16 protein-coding genes are annotated in these 17,168 nt (G+C 65.4%); 7 read left to right on the top strand and 9 right to left on the bottom strand.

What is annotated here, in order from left to right; genetic code table 11:
* The first annotated feature begins 23 nt into the window (after positions 1 to 23).
* The 5 genes from ACN9M2_RS04450 to ACN9M2_RS04430 are packed head-to-tail and all read left to right on the top strand — an operon-like array spanning position 24 to position 7,036.
* Positions 24 to 947, top strand: a complete 924-nt coding sequence (locus tag ACN9M2_RS04450; protein ID WP_426286955.1) for a CPBP family glutamic-type intramembrane protease — start codon at positions 24 to 26, stop codon at positions 945 to 947.
* 45 nt (positions 948 to 992) lie between these two features.
* On the top strand, positions 993 to 4,643 hold the full coding sequence (locus tag ACN9M2_RS04445) for a response regulator (RefSeq protein WP_426286954.1): 3,651 nt from the start codon (positions 993 to 995) through the stop codon (positions 4,641 to 4,643).
* A 1-nt stretch (position 4,644) separates the two neighbouring features.
* A complete protein-coding gene (locus tag ACN9M2_RS04440; RefSeq protein WP_426286953.1) occupies positions 4,645 to 5,487 on the top strand; it encodes a CheR family methyltransferase in 843 nt (280 codons plus the stop codon).
* Positions 5,484 to 6,053, top strand: a complete 570-nt coding sequence (locus tag ACN9M2_RS04435) for a chemotaxis protein CheB (protein ID WP_426286952.1) — start codon at positions 5,484 to 5,486, stop codon at positions 6,051 to 6,053. Before ACN9M2_RS04440 ends, ACN9M2_RS04435 begins: the two co-directional genes overlap by 4 nt.
* A complete protein-coding gene (locus tag ACN9M2_RS04430) occupies positions 6,050 to 7,036 on the top strand; it encodes a diguanylate cyclase domain-containing protein (protein WP_426286951.1) in 987 nt (328 codons plus the stop codon). Before ACN9M2_RS04435 ends, ACN9M2_RS04430 begins: the two co-directional genes overlap by 4 nt.
* 129 nt (positions 7,037 to 7,165) lie before the next feature.
* Here ACN9M2_RS04430 and ACN9M2_RS04425 read toward each other — a convergent pair whose 3' ends face one another.
* Positions 7,166 to 8,041 carry a LysR family transcriptional regulator gene (locus tag ACN9M2_RS04425; RefSeq protein WP_426286950.1) on the bottom strand — a complete coding sequence of 292 codons (876 nt, stop codon included), beginning with the start codon at positions 8,039 to 8,041 and terminating at the stop codon, positions 7,166 to 7,168.
* A gap of 92 nt (positions 8,042 to 8,133) precedes the next feature.
* Here ACN9M2_RS04425 and ACN9M2_RS04420 point away from each other — a divergent pair, with 92 nt between their 5' ends.
* Complete coding sequence (locus ACN9M2_RS04420) at positions 8,134 to 9,147, top strand: YeiH family protein (protein ID WP_426286949.1); 1,014 nt, start codon at positions 8,134 to 8,136, stop codon at positions 9,145 to 9,147.
* A 90-nt stretch (positions 9,148 to 9,237) separates the two neighbouring features.
* On the opposite strand, the gene ACN9M2_RS04415 is transcribed toward ACN9M2_RS04420, so the two are convergent.
* From ACN9M2_RS04415 to ACN9M2_RS04400, 4 genes are read right to left on the bottom strand one after another with little or no spacing between them, the layout of a single operon-like run.
* Entirely contained in the window at positions 9,238 to 10,107 is an 870-nt protein-coding gene (locus ACN9M2_RS04415) for a hypothetical protein (protein ID WP_426286948.1), read from the bottom strand.
* A complete protein-coding gene (locus tag ACN9M2_RS04410) occupies positions 10,085 to 11,149 on the bottom strand; it encodes a GNAT family N-acetyltransferase (RefSeq protein ID WP_426286947.1) in 1,065 nt (354 codons plus the stop codon). The genes ACN9M2_RS04415 and ACN9M2_RS04410 overlap by 23 nt, the downstream gene beginning before the upstream one ends.
* Before the next feature lie 16 nt (positions 11,150 to 11,165).
* Positions 11,166 to 12,569: an aspartate aminotransferase family protein gene (locus tag ACN9M2_RS04405; protein WP_426286946.1), complete on the bottom strand. Its 1,404-nt coding sequence runs from the start codon at positions 12,567 to 12,569 to the stop codon at positions 11,166 to 11,168.
* A complete protein-coding gene (locus tag ACN9M2_RS04400; RefSeq protein WP_426286945.1) occupies positions 12,566 to 13,279 on the bottom strand; it encodes an MtnX-like HAD-IB family phosphatase in 714 nt (237 codons plus the stop codon). The genes ACN9M2_RS04405 and ACN9M2_RS04400 overlap by 4 nt, the downstream gene beginning before the upstream one ends.
* Before the next feature lie 133 nt (positions 13,280 to 13,412).
* Between ACN9M2_RS04400 and ACN9M2_RS04395 the strand changes: the two genes are divergently transcribed.
* On the top strand, positions 13,413 to 14,177 hold the full coding sequence (locus ACN9M2_RS04395; RefSeq protein ID WP_426286944.1) for a MipA/OmpV family protein: 765 nt from the start codon (positions 13,413 to 13,415) through the stop codon (positions 14,175 to 14,177).
* Here ACN9M2_RS04395 and ACN9M2_RS04390 read toward each other — a convergent pair.
* The 4 genes from ACN9M2_RS04390 to ACN9M2_RS04375 all read right to left on the bottom strand — a co-directional run bounded on the left by ACN9M2_RS04390 (position 14,174) and on the right by ACN9M2_RS04375 (position 17,167).
* Positions 14,174 to 14,956 (bottom strand): CPBP family intramembrane glutamic endopeptidase, encoded by a 783-nt coding sequence (locus ACN9M2_RS04390; protein WP_426286943.1) that lies wholly within the window; start codon positions 14,954 to 14,956, stop codon positions 14,174 to 14,176. The two genes, ACN9M2_RS04395 and ACN9M2_RS04390, sit on opposite strands and share 4 nt — an antisense overlap.
* A 100-nt stretch (positions 14,957 to 15,056) precedes the next feature.
* Positions 15,057 to 15,371 carry a non-heme iron oxygenase ferredoxin subunit gene (locus ACN9M2_RS04385; RefSeq protein WP_426286942.1) on the bottom strand — a complete coding sequence of 105 codons (315 nt, stop codon included), beginning with the start codon at positions 15,369 to 15,371 and terminating at the stop codon, positions 15,057 to 15,059.
* Entirely contained in the window at positions 15,368 to 15,901 is a 534-nt protein-coding gene (locus tag ACN9M2_RS04380) for a GNAT family N-acetyltransferase (RefSeq protein WP_426286941.1), read from the bottom strand. Before ACN9M2_RS04380 ends, ACN9M2_RS04385 begins: the two co-directional genes overlap by 4 nt.
* 18 nt (positions 15,902 to 15,919) lie before the next feature.
* Positions 15,920 to 17,167, bottom strand: coding sequence for an aminotransferase class V-fold PLP-dependent enzyme (locus ACN9M2_RS04375; RefSeq protein WP_426286940.1), 1,248 nt, complete (start codon positions 17,165 to 17,167; stop codon positions 15,920 to 15,922).
* Between the last annotated feature and the right edge of the window lies 1 nt (position 17,168).

Here is a 17,168-nt window from a genome sequence, read left to right as displayed (position 1 = left end):
AAGCCCCTCCATGCGAGATGCCCATGTCAGCCGAGCCGACCGCCGCGACCCGACCCGCCCTGCCCTTGCGCCTGCTCCGCTCCCCCCTGGGGCGGATCGCGGCCTTCGCCGTGACAGCCTTCCTCATCGGCATGGTCGCCGGCCGGATCTACGACGGTCTCGGCCTGCCCAAGGGCGCCATCCCCTTTCGCGATGTCACGCCGCTGATCGAACTCTTCAGGCTGGCCCCGGTGGTACTGGCCTACTGGCTGCTGGTCCGGACCATCGAAAACCGCCGGATCGACGAGCTCGCGCCGCGCAAGGCCGTGCCTCACGTGCTGGCCGGCATCGTTGGCGGGGCCGCGCTTTTTTCGCTCGTCGTGGGCGCCTTGTGGGCCCTGGGGGCATTCGTGGTCGATGGGGTGAACCATGACGTGCCCTGGCTGGGCCCGGTCCTGGTTCTCGGCGTCGGTGCGGGAGTCGGCGAGGAAATCGTCAGCCGCGGCGTGATTTTCCGCATCGTGGAGGAAGGCCTCGGCACGTGGGCCGCCTTGCTGCTCTCGGCGGCGGTGTTCGGCGGCCTCCACGCGTGGAATCCCAATGCCACCGCATGGAGCGCGCTCGCCATCGCCATCGAAGCGGGGCTGCTTTTCGGCCTGCTGTACCACGTGACCCGTTCGCTGTGGGTCTGCATGGGCATGCACGCGACCTGGAACGTGGCGCAGGGCCCCATCTACGGCATCCCCGTGTCCGGTTTCGAACAGCACGGCCTCCTTGCCTCGCACATGCGCGGGCCCGACTGGCTCACCGGCGGGGCCTTCGGCGCCGAAGCATCCGTGGTGGCGCTGGGCCTGTGTTCGGTCGCCACGGCGGGGTGCCTGGCGATCGCCCTGCGCCGTGGCACGCTGGTTCCACCGCCATGGCGCCGGAATCGTGCGCAAGCCGCCCGAGCTACCCCGATAATGTGATGAACCGGGGCGAGACGCCCCTTTCCGTCCTTCCTGGGTCGCCCCATGCCTTCGACCGAAAAGAAATATTCCTGGCTGGCCAACCAGCCCCTTCAGCGCAAGATCGTGCTCGCCATCGGCTTGCTGCTGATCCTCTTCGTGGCGGTCGGCATCAGCAACCTGGCCTCGCTCGGCCAGGAAGACGAGTCACGGGAGTGGTCTTCGCATACCTACATGGTGCTGCTCACGCTGGCCGAGGTGAGCGACGATGCGCAGACCCGGCAGGCTGGCGCGCGCGGCTACATGCTCAGTCAATCGGAGGATGAGTACGCCGATTTCGAGGCCGCCGATCGCGAACTCGAGCGCGATATGGCGAACCTGCGTCAGCAAACCGCGGACAACCCCTTGCAACAGTCCCGCATCGACCGCCTGCAGGAGATGCTCGACCGATGGAAAAGGGAGGTGCTGACCGTCGGGCTGGAACCCATGCGGGCCATCGGCGACGCAGCGACACCGGAAGGCATCGCCGCCCGCGAAGCCATCCGCCGGAGCTATTTCGTGCAGCGCTCGGTGTTGATGGACGATATCCGGAACCACATGCACGAGATGGCGGAGACCGAGCGCACACTGCTGACCAGGCGAAATGCCGCCCTCGACGCCGAAATCAAGGCAATCCGTTACGTGGACATCGCCTCGCTCGTCCTTTGCGTGATCATCGGCGGCCTGGTGATCGTCATGACGTTCCGCCTCATCACGCGGCCGATCGTGCGCATGACCGGGTTGATGACGCGACTGGCCAGCCACGACCATTCGATCGAGGTGCGCCAGCTCGAGCGCAAGGATGAGATCGGCGAGATCGCCCGCGCCCTGCAGGTCTTCAAGGAGATGGCTATCGAGACAGCCGGGCAGACGTGGCTGAAATCGACCGCGACGAACATATCCAACCGGCTGCAGGCGACCACCTCCTACCGTGAATTCGCCGATACGCTGCTGTCCGAGCTGGTGCCGTGCCTGAAAGCGGGGCTGGGCGTGTTCTACGCCTTCCGCGAGGAAACCGGCCGGCTCGAATTGCTCGGCAGCTACGGCTACAAGCAGCGCCGCCACCTCACCGTCGACTATGCTCTCGGCGAGGGACTGGTCGGGCAGGCAGCCACTGAACGGCGGACCATCGTTCTTCAGGATGTCCCCGAGGATTACACGCGCATTCATTCGGGCAGCGGGGAAGCGCCGCCACGCAGCGTCGTCGTCGTGCCGGTGCTCCTGCGCGACACCCTGCTTGGCGTCCTCGAAATCGCCAGCTTCGCCCATCTCACCGACGTGCAGGAGCGCCTGCTCGATGAGTTGACGCCCATTGTCGCCCTGTCGCTGGAGAACCTCGCTCGCGCCCTGCGCACCCGCGCGCTGCTCGAACAGACGCAAAGCCAGGCCGACGAACTGCGGGCTTCCGAGGAAGCGTTGCGCAGCCAGCAAGAGGACTTGCGCAGCACCAACGAGGAATTGAAAGCCAAGACCGCCGAGTTGCAGGAGCAGTCGCAGCGGCTGGTCGCCTCGGAAGAGGAACTGCGCGTGCAAACCGAGGAATTGCACGCCTCGAACGAAGAGTTGCGTGAAAAGAGCATCACGCTGAACCAGCAGAAGGACGCGCTCGAGGCGCTACAGCGCGAGACCCAGGAAAAAGCCGAGGAACTGGCGCGTGCAAGCCAGTACAAATCCGACTTCCTCGCCAACATGTCGCACGAACTGCGCACGCCGTTGAACAGCCTGCTGATCCTCTCACGCAGCCTGGCCGACAACGACGAAGAAAACCTCAACGCCGAACAGGTCGAGTCCGCCCGGATCATCCATGATGCGGGGTCCAACCTGCTGCGCCTGATCAACGACATCCTCGATCTATCCAAGGTCGAAGCCGGAAAGATGGAACTGGTGGTGGAACCACTGCCCCTGGCCGACCTCGCACGCACGCTGGGGCGCACCTTCAACCACGTGGCCCAGGAGAAGAAACTCGACTTCGAGATCCATCTCGATCCCGGTCTTCCGTCCACGATACGTACCGATAGCGGCAAGCTGGAGCAAGTGGTGAACAACCTGCTCAGCAATGCGTTCAAGTTCACCGCCAGCGGCCGTGTCGGCGTGACGATCTCGCGTCCGGCCGCGGATGCCCACTTGCCCGAGGGGATGGACGCCGCACGGGCGATCGCCATCGCCGTGACGGATTCGGGTATCGGCATCCCTCCGGACAAGTTCCAACGCGTCTTCCACGCCTTCGAACAGGTCGACGCCAGCACCAGCCGCCAGTTCGGCGGCACGGGGCTCGGCCTGGCCATTTCGCGGCGTATCGCCATGCTGCTCGGTGGAGACATCTCGCTGCGCAGCGCGCCCGGCGAAGGCAGCACCTTCACGATCCACTTGCCGGAGGAAGCGCCGGAAGGCGACAGCCGTCCGGCGCCCATCCCCCTGCAACAAGCCGCGGCGGAGGCCACGCTGCCGTTATCCCCGGGCCTGCTCGCCGAGACGATCGAAGACGACCGCGACTCATTGAACCCCGGCGATACCGCCATCCTCATCGTCGAGGACGATCCGGCCTTCGCACGCATCCTGGCCGCGATGATCCACCGCAAGGGCCATCGCGTGCTCGCCGCCGCCGACGGCGAGTCGGGGCTCGCCCTGGCGAAGCGTTATCGCCCGACCGGCATCCTGCTCGACGTGATGTTGCCGGGCATGGATGGCTGGACGGTGATCGAACGGCTGAAAGCCGAAGCTGCCACGCGGCACATACCCGTGCATTTCATCTCGGCCACGGACGACGCCACGCGCGGCCTGGAGTTGGGTGCCGTGGGGTTCCTCACCAAGCCCGTCAGCCGGGAATCGATCACGGCGGCCTTCGAACGCCTCCTGCACTTCGCCGAGGGCCGCACGCGTCACCTCCTCGTCGTGGACGACGACGCCAGTGCCCGTGCCGCCGTGCGCAGCCTGCTCAAGGACGACTCCGTCCTTATCGAGGAAGCGGCCTCCGGCGAGGAAGCACTCGCGATGACCGCGGAAAAACCGTTCGATTGCATCGTCCTCGATCTCGGATTGCCGCACATGTCCGGCTTCGAATTCCTCGAGCGGCTGTCGCAAGCCGGGCATACGCCACCCGTGGTGGTGTATTCCGGGCGCGACCTCTCGCGCGAGGAGAGCATGCGCATCCGCCAGTACACCGACAGCATCGTCGTCAAGGGCGCCCGCTCGCCGGAGCGCCTGCTCGACGAGGTGAGCCTGTTCCTTCATTCGATCCGCCACGGTGGCACGCGTGCCGAGGCATCGGCCACGGGGGGCGGCCTTGAGGACGGCGACCTGCACGGCCACCGCCTTCTCCTCGTTGACGACGATATGCGAAACCTGTTCGCGCTATCCAAGGTGCTGCGTGCGAAAGGCATGGACGTGGTGATGGCCCAGGATGGACGGAAGGCCCTCGACACGCTGGACAGGGACCCTGCCATCGAACTCGTGCTGATGGACATCATGATGCCGGTGATGGACGGGTACGAGACCATGCGATCCATCAGGGCGAAACCGGCGCTGGCACAGGTCCCGATCATCGCCCTCACCGCCAAGGCCATGCGGGGCGATCGCGAGAAATGCCTCGAAGCGGGTGCCAGCGATTACCTGTCCAAGCCGATCGACGTCGACCGCCTGTTGTCGATGATCCGCGTATGGTTGCCGACACGGGTCTGACATGACGGACGTCGAGGACATCGAGATCCAGCTTTTCGTGCGCGCCCTGCAGCTGTGCCACGGATACGACTTCAACGACTACGCGCCAGCGTCGCTGAAGCGCCGGATCCAGCAACTCGTGCGCACGCACGATACCGGCACGATCAGCGGACTCACCACGCGCTTGTTGCACGAGAAGGATTTCGTGCGCAAGGCGATCGAAGGCCTGTCGGTACCCGTATCGGAGATGTTCCGCGACCCTCCGGTTTTCCGTGCCCTGCGCGACAAGGTGTTCCCTGTATTGGCCTCCTATGCGGAGATCAATATCTGGCAGGCCGGCTGCGCGCACGGCCAGGAAGTGTATTCACTGGCGATCATGCTGGAGGAAGCCGGCCTCTACGACCGCACCCGGATCTATGCCACCGACTTCAACGATGCCGCGCTCGCGGCGGCGGCCGAAGGTATCTATGCGGCGCGTGACGCGCGGGACTGGTCGCGCAATTACCTGGAAGCCGGCGGCAGACACTCCTTCAGCGACTACTACAGCGCGCGCTACGAGTTCATCAAGCTCGACCGGCGCCTGCGCCGCCATGTCACCTTCCTCAACCACAACCTCGTTACGGACAAGGTGTTCTGCGAGGCGCACCTGATCCTCTGCCGGAACGTGCTGATCTATTTCAGCAACGCCTTGCAGGACCGCACGCTCGGCCTGTTCAGGGACAGCCTCGTCCGCGGTGGATTCCTCTGCCTCGGCACCCGCGAGAACATCGATTTCTCCCCGGCTGCGGCGGGATTCGCCGATGTCGACCAGGCCATGCGTATCTACCAGGCCGGTGGACCGGGCGCGAGGCCACTGGCCCGATGAGCACGCACGATGCCGTCGTCATGGGTTGCAGCGCGGGCGGGCTCTCCGCCCTGCAGCGCGTTCTGCCGGGCCTGGATCGCCATCTCGCCGTGCCGGTGGTGCTCTGCTGCCATACCGGCTCGGCCGACGTCTCGCTGCTGGTGGAGTTGCTCGCGCGCGTTTGTCCGCTACCGGTGACCGAAGCACAGGAACGCGCGCCCGCCGATCCGGGTGTGGTCCATGTGGCCCCCAGCGGCTACCATTTGCTGGTGGAGGATAACTTCCGGTTTTCCCTGAGCGTCGATGCGCGTGTGGCTTATGCGCGGCCTTCGATCGACGTGCTGTTCGAAACCGCGGCGGTAGCATGGCGCGAGCGATTGGTCGCCGTCCTGATGACCGGGGCGAATTCCGATGGTGCGAACGGGATCGCCGCCGTGCGCCGGGCTGGCGGTTACGCTGTCGTACAAGACCCGGCGACCGCCGAAGCCGACGTCATGCCGCAGGCCGCGCTGGAACTCGCGGGCGCGGATGCCTGCCTGCCGCTGGAAGCGATCGCGGCGAAGATCAACGAATTGTGCCTGCCATGAATCCGACCCGCCCGAAAATCCTCGTCGTCGACGACACGCCCGCCAACCTGGTGGCCATGCGCCGCCTTCTCGCCCGTGCGGATGCCGATATCTTCGAGGCCAATAGTGGCAACGAGGCGCTCGCGCTCTGCCTGGACCACCAGTTCGCGCTGGTGTTGCTCGATGTGAACATGCCCGAGATGGACGGCTTCGAGGTGGCCCAGTTCATCTCCGAAACCGATCACCTGAGCGAGACGCCGATCATCTTCGTCACGGCCGCCTATGCGGACGACATCAACCGGATCAAGGGATATACATCCGGTGCCATCGACTACATCGCCAAGCCGATCAACGATGTGATCCTGCAGTCCAAGGTCAAGATCTTCCTCGAACTCTATCGCGCACGCGCCTTGCTGCAGCAGGCGCTGGATGAGTTGTCCCTGCGCAACCGGCAGCTCACCGGCGAAGTGGCCGAACGCACCCGCATGGAGCAACTGGTACGACACCAGGCAACCCACGATGCGCTGACCGGGCTACCCAACCGGGTGCTGTTCCGCGACCGCCTGGAGGCGGCTATCGAAGCGGGCGGCGGCGGGGCACCGTTCGCGCTGGCGTATATCGATATCGATGGATTCAAGGGTGTGAACGACGCCCATGGCCACGCCGCGGGGGATGAACTGCTCAAGGCGATCGCCGCGCGGGTCGATGCCCGAACACGAGGCACCGATACGGTCGCCCGCCTCGGTGGTGACGAGTTCGCCGTGCTGCTGCACGATGCCGTCGACGCGGAAGCTGCCCTCGCACGCTGCCAGTCGCTATGCGACACGGTGGGCGAGCCGTACATGCTGCACGTGGGCGACTTGCCTGTTCACGCCAAGGTAGGTGCCAGCATCGGTGTGACGATGTTTCGGGCAGGCGCGAGCTACGACGACATCGTCGCCGCCGCCGACGGCGCGATGTACGAGGCCAAGCGCGGCGGGAAGAACCGCTGCGTCCTGGGGTGATAGGCAGTAGGAGGCGCCCGGCGGAACCATCGCCGACAAGGTCGGCTCCCACCAGAGTTCCAGCTACGATGTGATCTGGCCTTGGTGGGCACTGGCTGTGGTGGAAGCCGACCTTGTCGGCGATAGGCGCTACAGGGTCGCCAGGAACGCCTCCAGCACCGCCCCACGATAACGCTGTCGATGCAGCAACACCGATAGCGTGCGTCGCAGGTCGAGGAAAGGCGTCGGCAGTATCGCGATCCGTCCCGCATTGACGGCATCGCCCACGGCCACCTCCGGCAGGCAAGCGATGCCCAATCCCGCGATCACGGCCTGCTTGATCGCCTCGGACTGGTCCAGTTCCAGTACCGTGGTGCCTTCCGGCAACTCCGCCAGGGCCCGCTCGCTCAACGCCCGGGTCGCCGAGCCACGTTCACGCAGAACCCAGCGTTCGCCGGCGAAGTCCTCCCGGCGCAAGCGTTTCTTGCGCGCCAACGCATGCTCGGGTCGTGCACACACCACCAGGCGATCCTCCCGCCACGGCCGAACCTCAAGCGACGGGTGCGCCACGGGACCCTCGACACAACCTATGTCGAATTCATGATCGAGCACGCCTTGGGCGATCTGCGCGGTATTGGCCACGCCCAGCCGCAGCGACACGCCCGGATGCGCGGCCGCGAATGCCCCGAGCAGGTCGCCGACCAGGTAGTTGCCGATCGTATTGCTCGCACCGATACCGATCTCGCCCGCCAACTCCGTGATCGTGCCCTGCGCGCGGCGACCAAATTCCGCATGCCGTTCCAACAACTCGCGTGCAAGCGGCAGCAATTCCCGGCCGCGATCGTTGAGGCGCAGGCGTCCCCGTTCGCGGGCGAACAACGGAAGGCCGATCTGCCGCTCCAGTTCGGCCAGGGCCATGCTCGCGGCGGGTTGGCTGAGAAACAACCGGTCGGCCGCGGCGCGCACGCTGCCCGTGGTGGCCACGGCCACGAAAACCTCGAGTTGTCGGGGGCTGATGACATGCATCAGCAATACTTATACTTCCGATAAGGTATTTTCAATATGCTTATCGATTTTCCCGGCCGAGAATAGACTCGTCTCCACGCAAGGATCTTCCGGTGTCCGCCATTGCCGCTCCGTCGCTACCCTCATCGCGCCTGCCCGGCATAGGCCTCGCCTTCGCCGTGGCTGCCGTCGCCTTCGGCCTGGGTCGCGTCATGCCACTGGTTGGCGGCGCGGTATTCGGTATCGTCCTGGGTATCCTCGTCCGCCAGTTCGCGCCACCGTCGGCCCGCTTCCTTCCAGGCATCCGTTTCGCCTCGAAGCAGGTCCTGCAATGGTCCATCATCGCCCTCGGCTTCGGCCTCAGCATCACACAGGTCGCCCATACCGGCCTGGAATCGCTATCGGTCACCCTCGCGACCGTCGCCGCCGCCGGCCTCGCTGCGTGGGGGATTGGCCGCCTCCTTCGCGTGCACGACACCCTGACATTGCTGATCGGCGTGGGCACGGCCATCTGCGGTGGCTCGGCCATCGCGGCGGTCGTGCCGATCGTGAAGCCTGACGAGCACGACACCGCCTTCGCGATCTCGACGATCTTCCTGTTCAATCTCGTCGCCGTGCTGCTGTTTCCGGCACTCGGCCATTGGATGGGGCTGTCCGATCTCGGCTTCGGGCTATGGGCGGGCACGGCGATCAACGACACATCTTCCGTCGTGGCGGCCGGCTACAGCTACAGCCACGCCGCAGGCGACTACGCGACCATCGTGAAGCTGACGCGTGCGACCTTGATCATTCCGATTTGCCTCGTCATCGCCCTGGTCGTGGCATGGCGCGAGAAACGCGGCGGCGCCACCGGTTTCAGCCTGGCCAGGATCTTCCCGTGGTTCATCCTGTGGTTCCTCGTGGCATCGGCGATCCGCACGGCAGGCGTGATTCCCGTGGCGGTGTTGCCGGTGATCCACTTCGCCGCCGAGTGCCTGATCATCGTGGCGCTAACGGCCATCGGCTTGTCCGCCGACCTGCGCCGGATGGCGTCGACAGGTCCCCGGCCGATCTTGTTGGGGCTCGGAGTGTGGGCGGCGGTGGCGTTGACCAGCTTGCTTGTGCAGCATCTTATCGGGCGCTGGTAAAAGCATCGCCGCTGAAGCGGCTCCCACCATGGTCGCCGTGTCGGGTAGCCCGCTACTATCCCGGGGCCTGCGGCTGTCGTGGGAGCCGCTTCAGCGGCGATTGCCCTCGATCAAGGCGAGCAAACGCAGGTTCAGCGCATGCTGCTGCGACTGCCACTCGGTGAGCCTGTGCCCGTCTGCCTCGACCTGTCCATCCATCGCGCTCAGCCGCCGCTTCCACCAGGACTTGTAGCGATACCTCGAGATCTCGCCGGTGATATCGCTGCCGATGAGCCGGCCGCGAACGGCGCCGATGATCGCCGCGCCGCCAGCCTCGCTCAACGTGCCCTGGTCCCAATTCGTCATCGCGACATCGGGAGCATAGGCATCCTTGTCGATCGACAGGTATACGGGCTCGCGTTGGGTCCGCTGTGCGTCGACGAAGGCCTCGACCATCGCTTCCGTGCGGTCGAATGAACGAAACGCCGCGCCCAGGCCGAAACGCGCCACCCATGACACATCCACACCCGCGGACCAGTAAGTGAGCCTGCCCGCGCGCAACGGCGCCAGGTAGTTCTCCCACGCATGCTTGCGGCCGATATCGCCGGACGTGATTCCCACGACATGCACGTGGCTGACACGCGGCAATGCGGCCACCCGGCGCACCCACGACCCGCAGTGCACGCCGAACGGGAACCGCATGTTGTCGGGATGGTTGTCGATCACCACCACCTGGAAACGCCAGTCGCCGGGAACGCGCCGCACCAGCGGCAATGTGAGGTGATGGAAATCGCCACTGCCGAGGAACACGGTGCCGTGTTCGCGTGGCAGCGTACCGTCGAGCAGCTGGCTGAAGCGGTGAAGCCGGCGCATGGAACAACCGAAACGGATCGGCTCCTCCCAATCGCGCAGCGGCAACAGGACACGTCCAGCCAAAGGCCCGACGGAATCGTCCAGGTCAAGAACGACGGGCTGCCGCATCGGGAACCTCCCACTGGCCATCCGGCTCGAAGCGATGCGCGAAGCGGCGCAGCAGCGCGCGCAACAAGGGGTTACGCACGAACACCGCGTGCCGGGTCAGGTGGAAACGCGCGCCCAGCGACGCCTTCACGGCAGGATCGCTCCAACCCGCGACGTAATGGGTCAATCCCCGCGCGAGCGCGTACTCCAGGTTCACGAACCAGCTCACGAAATAAAGATCGAATTCGCGTGCCGCCGGATAGGCGAAACCGACGTACTTGTCGAGCAACTTGCCTCGATGTTCGTAGCAAAGATTCCATCCGACCAACGCGCCATCGGCATGGTAGGACATGACGACTCCACCCGGCTCGCGCAGCGCCGCGGCGAAGAAATCGCGGGAGAGTTTGTCGAAGTGGACTTCGCTCTGTGCGTACACGTTCTCGAAGAGTGCGTAATACGCGTCCACGCCGGCATCGGCCGCGAAAGCCTCGCCGGTAGGGATCACCGATACGGCCAGCCGATCGCGCGAACGGAGTTTGCGGCGCAGGTTCTTCCTTCGCGACGACGACAGACGGCCGAGGTATTCCTCGATCGACGCGAAATCGATCGGCACATAGGCGAGCGCCTGCCCCTCGACGATCAGATAGCCGCGCGCACGCGCGGCATCGGCGAAACGGGCGGTCCACGCCCGGTCGGCGATGGCGGTCAACGGCGAATCGAGGGCGAGATCCTTGACCACCAGCAGCGGATGCGCGCGACCCGGCCCCTGTGCCAAGGCGTCCGCGACGGCGACGGGGTCGCTGTCCCTGGCAAACAGGGAATACTCGGAAACGGTCGTCCCGGCAAAGCACGTGCGGGGGGTCAACAGCCGCTTCAGCAGCCACTGGCAGGGCAAGGCTGCCACGCGCCGCCGCAAGTCGTCGTCGGCGGTGGTCAGCAGGTCGAACGGCGCCACGAAAAGTGGCGCGCCATCCGCCGCACGGACAGGGATGAAACCGTGCGGCGGATGACGCTCGAAGTGCCCGAGCAATGCATCCGGCTCGAGCTGGTTCACGAACGCCATGGTTGGCTGCCGGGTATCAGCCGCGCTTGGCCAGCGTGAGGAGCTGGTCGAGCAACGCAATGGCGAGGTCGATTTCGTCGTGGCTGATGTCGAGCGACGGGGCGAACGTGATCACGTTCTTGTACCAACCGCCCACATCGAGCACGAGACCGATCTTCTTGCCTTCGTGAGTGAGACCGCCGGCCAGGCCGATGTCGACCATGCGGTCGAGCAGCGCCTTGTTCGGCGTGAAACCGTCGTCCGTGCAGATCTCGGCACGCAGCGCCAGGCCGAGGCCGTCCACGTCGCCGATTTCCTTGTGGCGCTTCTGCAGGTCACGCAGGCCGTCCAGGAAATGCTTGCCCTTCTCGGCCACCCGGGCACCGTAATCGAGTTCGTAGCCCATCTTGATCACTTCGAGACCCAAGGCGGTACCGAGCGGGTTCGAATTGAAGGTGGAGTGCGTGGAACCGGGCGGGAACACCGTCGGATTGATCAGTTCCTCGCGGGCCCAGATACCCGACAGCGGATTGAGTCCGTTGGTGAGGGCCTTGCCGAACACGAGCACGTCAGGCGTCACGCCGAAATGCTCGATCGACCACAGCTTGCCGGTGCGCCAGAAACCCATCTGGATCTCGTCGACCACCATCAGGATGCCGTACTTGTCGAGCACCTTCTTCAGGTCGATGAAGAAGTTCTTCGGTGGGATGACGTAGCCACCGGTGCCCTGGATCGGCTCGACGTAGAAGGCGGCGTACTCGGCTTCGTTGACCTTGGGGTCCCACACGCCGTTGTACTCGGTTTCGAACAGGCGCTCGAACTGTCGCACGCAGGCGTCGGAATACTCTTCCGCCGTCATGCCCTTCGGTCGCCGGAACGGATACGGGAACGGGATGAACATCGCGCGCTCACCGAAGTGACCGAAGCGGCGGCGATAGCGGTAGCTGGAGGTGATCGCCGAGGCGCCGAGAGTGCGGCCGTGGTAACCGCCTTCGAACGCGAACATCAGGCTCTTGCCGCCACGGGCGTTGCGCACGAGCTTGAGCGAATCCTCCACCGCCTGCGCGCCGCCGACATTGAAATGCACGCGGCCATCGAGGCCGAATTTCTGTTTCGCATCGACCGCGATGGTCTTCGCCAGTTCGATCTTGCCCTGGTGAAGGTACTGGCTGGCCACCTGCGGCAGCAGGTCGATCTGCGCCTTCAAGGTATCGTTCAGCCGCTTGTTGCCATAGCCAAAGTTGACCGCCGAGTACCACATCTGCAGGTCGAGGAACGGGATGTTCTCGCTGTCGTAGATGTAGCTTCCTTCCGCATGGCGGAAGATCTTCGGCGGATCGACGTAGTGCACGGTGTCGCCAAAGGAGCAGTATTTCGCCTCGTCGGCGAGCAGGGTCGCGTCGTCGATAACGAGGGGCGCGTTCTTGGTGAGGATGTTCATGCAGGCAGTTCCTGGGGGTTCGCCGCGGGGAGGGGCATGACGGTTCGCGGTGGCAGGCGTCCGTCGAGAAGATCGGGAAGGAGTTCGAGCGCCTCGTCGAAACTGGCGATGGGCGCGTACGGGATGCCGGCGGCGCGGCAATGTTCGATCAGGCGATTCTTCGCGAAGACGAAATCGACGCGGTCGGCTGCGCAAAAGTCGGAAGCGCCATCACCGATCAACAGCGTCTTGCCGCCGCGCGCCCGCGCCGCGTCGACACGCGCGCACTTGCAGGTACCGCTGCGGCACCCCTGCACACTGTACGGCGAGGTGAGGTTCCAGTCGCGCTCCCCCACTTGCAGGAGGTGGTTGGCGACCGTCGGCAGGCGCGGAATACCATGATTGGCCAGGATCGCGTGGATGGCGTGGTCGATGCCGTCGCTCACTATCTCCATCGGGATGCCGTGCTCGACGGTCGCCCTCACGAAGGCGGCGAAACCGTGGTCGATGCGCAGGCCGCCGAGATGGCGCTGGAGTTCGATGTGGCTCATGTCGAGCAAGGCGACCTGCCCCGCCATGCAGACCGCCGAGCCGATGGTCCCGGCGCGCCAGTCGCGTTCCAGGATCTCCCAGCCGGGCCGCCCGTAGCGGTCCAGCAGCGAGTCGATGACGTCCTCGACGGCGATCGTGCCGTCGAAGTCGCAGAGGATGTTCCAGGAGGGGCTGAGCACGTGGATGCGCCGTTGACCAGTTTGCAGCGCAGGCTAGTGCCGCATCCTTTCCAAGCCCTTTCCCCACATCGAAAGCCATATGTAAGAACTCATGTGGCATGCTTCGGCGCTCATCCGGCTCCGGTTCCCGCGCATGCGCCGTTCGCGCCTCGTTTTCCCCGTCCTGCTCCTGCTGGCCGCGACCGCCCATGCCGGCGACGACGACACCCCCAGCTACGCCTTCGGCGCGGGCATGCAGCGGATGCCCGCATGGCAGGGATCGAAGGACAGGCGCGACCAGCCCCTCCCCTACGTGGACATCGACCTGCCCGGCAAGGGCGAGCTCTCCACCGCCGACGGCCTCACCATCGACCTGATCTCCGGCGAGCACTGGCACGGCGGTGTCTACGGCAACTGGTTATGGGGCCGCACGCACGACGACCTCGGACAGCTCGGCGGCAAGATCGCCTCGCTGTCGCCGCGTTTCCAGGGCGGCGGCTACCTGGAATACGCCTTCGACAAACGCTTCAGCGTGGGGGGCCACGTCGCCCACGACACCAACGGCGCGGGTGCCTATGCCGCGCTTTACGCCGACTATCGATTGCCGGACGTGTGGTACATCCAGCATTCGATCGAACTTCAGATCGAGGGCATGAACGGCCCGGCGATGCGGCGCTTCTACGGCGTCACCCCAGGGGAGGCGGCCACCCTGGGCACCCAGGCATGGCGTCCCGGCGCGGGCTGGCAGTCGGCGGACCTGGAATACGACGCCTTCATTCCCACCTCGCGGCAGACCGGCTTCGCCCTGGCCGTTTCGTACGGACGGCTATACGGGAACGCCGCGGAGAGTCCGCTGGTCCGCCAGTTCGGTTCGCCCCGGCAGGTGACGGAAACCCTCGCCTTCGTCTATCACTTCTAGACGGCGGCGTCGGCATTCAGTTCATCGCGTTCCGGCGGAGCCGGTACGGCGAACAGCACGCCCAGCATCACCAGGTGGGCGGCGGCCGAAAGGAACGGCGACCATGCCTGCGACAGCACCTGGTAGGGAAGGATGTCGCCGATCAATACATTGGCGAGGTTCCAGCCCCAGTGCAGGCCCACCGCCAGCCACAGCGAACCGGTGCGCAACACCGCCGTGGCGTAGGCGAGCCCGAAGCAGAACAGCATCACCCATTCCGCAGGGCCGGCGCCGAGCCGGTAGATGTGGTTGACCACGTAGAGCGTGCTGGAGACGAGTACGAAGGCCCACGGCAGCCAGCGGACCCGGGCCGCTCGGTAGAGGAATCCGCGAGTGAGGATGTCTTCGGCGATGGAGGGCACGAAGGTCGCGACGAGCGCCCACGGAATCGACGAGAGAAAGGAGACGGCAGCTACCCGTGGCGATTCCGGCGCAAGCGCGGCATAGACGTTGAAGACCATGCCGATGCATACGGCCACGTACTTGAGAAGCAGTGCCAGCGCTAGCCCGCCGGCCAGCAAGACCCCCGCCGACCGGCGCCATTCCAGGGCGTAGGCATCGTAGCCACGAAAGCCGAGCCAGCGTCCCAGCGGCCAGGCCGCCACGACCACGGCCACCATCAGCGCAGCCTGGACCGTGAAGCTGCCGAGCAACCGCCCGCCGATACCCTCGGCGGCCTGGTACAGAACGAAGAGGATCGCGAAGGCGAGTGCCGCACGCCAACGATCGTTCTGCGCCATGGATTCCCCTGAAGGTTGCTTGTACTGCGCGAAGCTTAGGGCCCGGAGGCGTTGCGCGCCATAGGATTTTGGTCGCCGCTTACGGGCCGGCGAGCGGCGCTCAGCGATCGTCGCGGGTCCAGATCGCGCCTTCGGCTTCCTTCACCGGGAAGACCGGAACCGGCTCGTAGGCGGGCGGACAGGTAACCTCGCCAGAGCGCACGTCGAAGCGCGCACCGTGCCGTACGCATTCCACCTCGAAGCCATCCACCGGTCCGCCGGCCAGCTCGCCGCCATCGTGCGTGCAGACATCCTCGATGGCGTAGAGATCGCCGTCGATGTTGTACACGGCGATCGCGGTATCGCCATCCCATACCACCCGGTACTCGCCGGGAAGCAACTCGCTACGCGTGCCTACCCTGACCCAGTCGCTCATGTGCGTAATTCCTTCACGAGGTACTCGAAGCGCAGGTCGTCGCGCTGCGGGAGGCCGAAGCGTTCGTCGCCATAGGGGAATGGTTTCGTCCGGCCGGTACGGAGGTAGCCGCGTCGCTCGTACCAGGCGATGAGTTCGGCGCGGATATCGATCACCGTCATCTCGACGCGTTGGCATGCCCACTCGTCGCGGGCGATGCGCTCGACCTCTTCGATCACCCGCCGGCCGATGCCCGCCCCCTGCAGCGGCGGGTGGACGGAAAACATGCCGAAATAGCAGGCCCCGCCTTGCCGTTCGATGTAGCAGGACGCGGCGACCTCTCCGTCCCGCTCGAACAGCACGAAACGCCCGTTCCCGCTGGAGAGGAGTTCCTCGATTTCGGTGACGTCGGTGCGCCGGCCGTGCAGGAAATCCGCCTCGGTGGTCCAACCCGCGCGACTCGCATCGCCGCGATAGGCGGATTCGACAAGCGCCGCGATGATGGGAGCGTCGGCCAGGGTCGCTTTGCGGAAGGCGTGCTTGATGGTCATGCGGGGGATCTTAACGGTTCAGAGCAGCAGCTTGCGCACCCGGCCGACGGCTTCGATGAAGCCGTCCACCTCGGCCTTCGTGTTGTAGAAGGCCAGCGAGGCGCGGAGCGTGGCCGGTACGCCGAAGAACTGCATCAGCGGGTGGGCACAGTGGTGTCCCGAGCGAACGGCCACGCCCTGCAGGTCGAGCAAGGTGGCCATGTCGTTGGCGTGCGCTCCTTCGAGCAGGAAGGAAATGACCGGTTCCTTCTCCTTCGCACGACCGAAGATGCGTACACCCGGCAGGTTCTCGATCGCGTCGGTGGCATAGGCCAGGAGTTCCTGCTCGTAAGCCTTGAGCCGATCGAAACCGATGCCCTCGAGATACGCGATCGCCGCCGGAATGCCCGCGAAGCCCGCGATATTCGGCGTGCCGGCTTCGAACCGGTGCGGTGGGTCGGCAAAGACGGTGCCATCGAAGCGCACCTCGCGGATCATCTCGCCACCGCCGAAAAAGGGTGGCATCGCCATGAGGTGATCACGCTTCGCCCATAGCGCGCCGGTGCCCGTCGGCGCCAGCATCTTATGGCCCGTGATCGCGTAGAAGTCGCAACCCAGCGCCTGGACGTCGATCCGGCGATGCGGTGCCGCCTGCGAACCGTCGACCAGCAGCGGGATACCGCGCTTGCGGCACTCGCGGGCGATCTCACGAACCGGATTCACCGTGCCCAGCACGTTGGAAACGTGGGCGACGCAGGCGAGTTTCACCTCGGGCGTCAGCATCTCGATGTACTTCTCGACGATCAGCTCACCGTTGGCATCGATCGGCGCGGCCTTCACCGTCGCACCGGTGCGTTCGGCCACCAGCTGCCAGGGGACGATGTTGGCGTGGTGCTCCATCACCGTGGTGAGGATCGCGTCCCCCGCCTTCAGTCGCGGCAACGCGTAACTGTAGGCCACCAGGTTGATCGCCTGCGTCGTGCCGGAGGTGAGGATGATCTCGTCCCGCGAGGGGGCGTTGACGAACCGTGCGATGGCGTCGCGCGCGGCCTCGTACGAGGCCGTGGCCTCCTCGCCCAACGTGTGCACCGCACGCGCCACGTTGGCGTTGTGCTCGCGATAATGCCGGTCCACCGCCTCGATCACCGACACCGGTTTCTGCCCGGTATTGGCGTTGTCGAAATAGATCAGCGGCTTCCCGTGGACGGTACGCGACAACAGCGGGAAATCGGCGCGGATGCGTTCGACGTCCAGCGGCAAGGTGGCTGCTTCGGGCTTGGCGTTCATG

This window comes from Luteibacter sp. E-22 (assembly GCF_049913125.1).
Taxonomy (GTDB): Bacteria; Pseudomonadota; Gammaproteobacteria; order Xanthomonadales; family Rhodanobacteraceae; genus Luteibacter.
Note: the sequence above shows the minus strand (reverse complement) of the source record. Positions and strands in the feature narration are given on the sequence as shown.

What these genes read in the sequence shown, in the direction of transcription:
- ACN9M2_RS04450 (WP_426286955.1), top strand. Translation starts at nt 24, where the DNA reads ATGTCAGCCGAGCCGACCGCCGCGACCCGACCCGCCCTGCCCTTGCGC.
- ACN9M2_RS04445 (WP_426286954.1), top strand. Translation starts at nt 993, where the DNA reads ATGCCTTCGACCGAAAAGAAATATTCCTGGCTGGCCAACCAGCCCCTT.
- ACN9M2_RS04440 (WP_426286953.1), top strand. Translation starts at nt 4,645, where the DNA reads ATGACGGACGTCGAGGACATCGAGATCCAGCTTTTCGTGCGCGCCCTG.
- ACN9M2_RS04435 (WP_426286952.1), top strand. Translation starts at nt 5,484, where the DNA reads ATGAGCACGCACGATGCCGTCGTCATGGGTTGCAGCGCGGGCGGGCTC.
- ACN9M2_RS04430 (WP_426286951.1), top strand. Translation starts at nt 6,050, where the DNA reads ATGAATCCGACCCGCCCGAAAATCCTCGTCGTCGACGACACGCCCGCC.
- ACN9M2_RS04425 (WP_426286950.1), bottom strand. Translation starts at nt 8,041, where the DNA reads ATGCATGTCATCAGCCCCCGACAACTCGAGGTTTTCGTGGCCGTGGCC.
- ACN9M2_RS04415 (WP_426286948.1), bottom strand. Translation starts at nt 10,107, where the DNA reads ATGCGGCAGCCCGTCGTTCTTGACCTGGACGATTCCGTCGGGCCTTTG.
- ACN9M2_RS04410 (WP_426286947.1), bottom strand. Translation starts at nt 11,149, where the DNA reads ATGGCGTTCGTGAACCAGCTCGAGCCGGATGCATTGCTCGGGCACTTC.
- ACN9M2_RS04405 (WP_426286946.1), bottom strand. Translation starts at nt 12,569, where the DNA reads ATGAACATCCTCACCAAGAACGCGCCCCTCGTTATCGACGACGCGACC.
- ACN9M2_RS04395 (WP_426286944.1), top strand. Translation starts at nt 13,413, where the DNA reads ATGCGCCGTTCGCGCCTCGTTTTCCCCGTCCTGCTCCTGCTGGCCGCG.
- ACN9M2_RS04390 (WP_426286943.1), bottom strand. Translation starts at nt 14,956, where the DNA reads ATGGCGCAGAACGATCGTTGGCGTGCGGCACTCGCCTTCGCGATCCTC.
- ACN9M2_RS04385 (WP_426286942.1), bottom strand. Translation starts at nt 15,371, where the DNA reads ATGAGCGACTGGGTCAGGGTAGGCACGCGTAGCGAGTTGCTTCCCGGC.
- ACN9M2_RS04380 (WP_426286941.1), bottom strand. Translation starts at nt 15,901, where the DNA reads ATGACCATCAAGCACGCCTTCCGCAAAGCGACCCTGGCCGACGCTCCC.
- ACN9M2_RS04375 (WP_426286940.1), bottom strand. Translation starts at nt 17,167, where the DNA reads ATGAACGCCAAGCCCGAAGCAGCCACCTTGCCGCTGGACGTCGAACGC.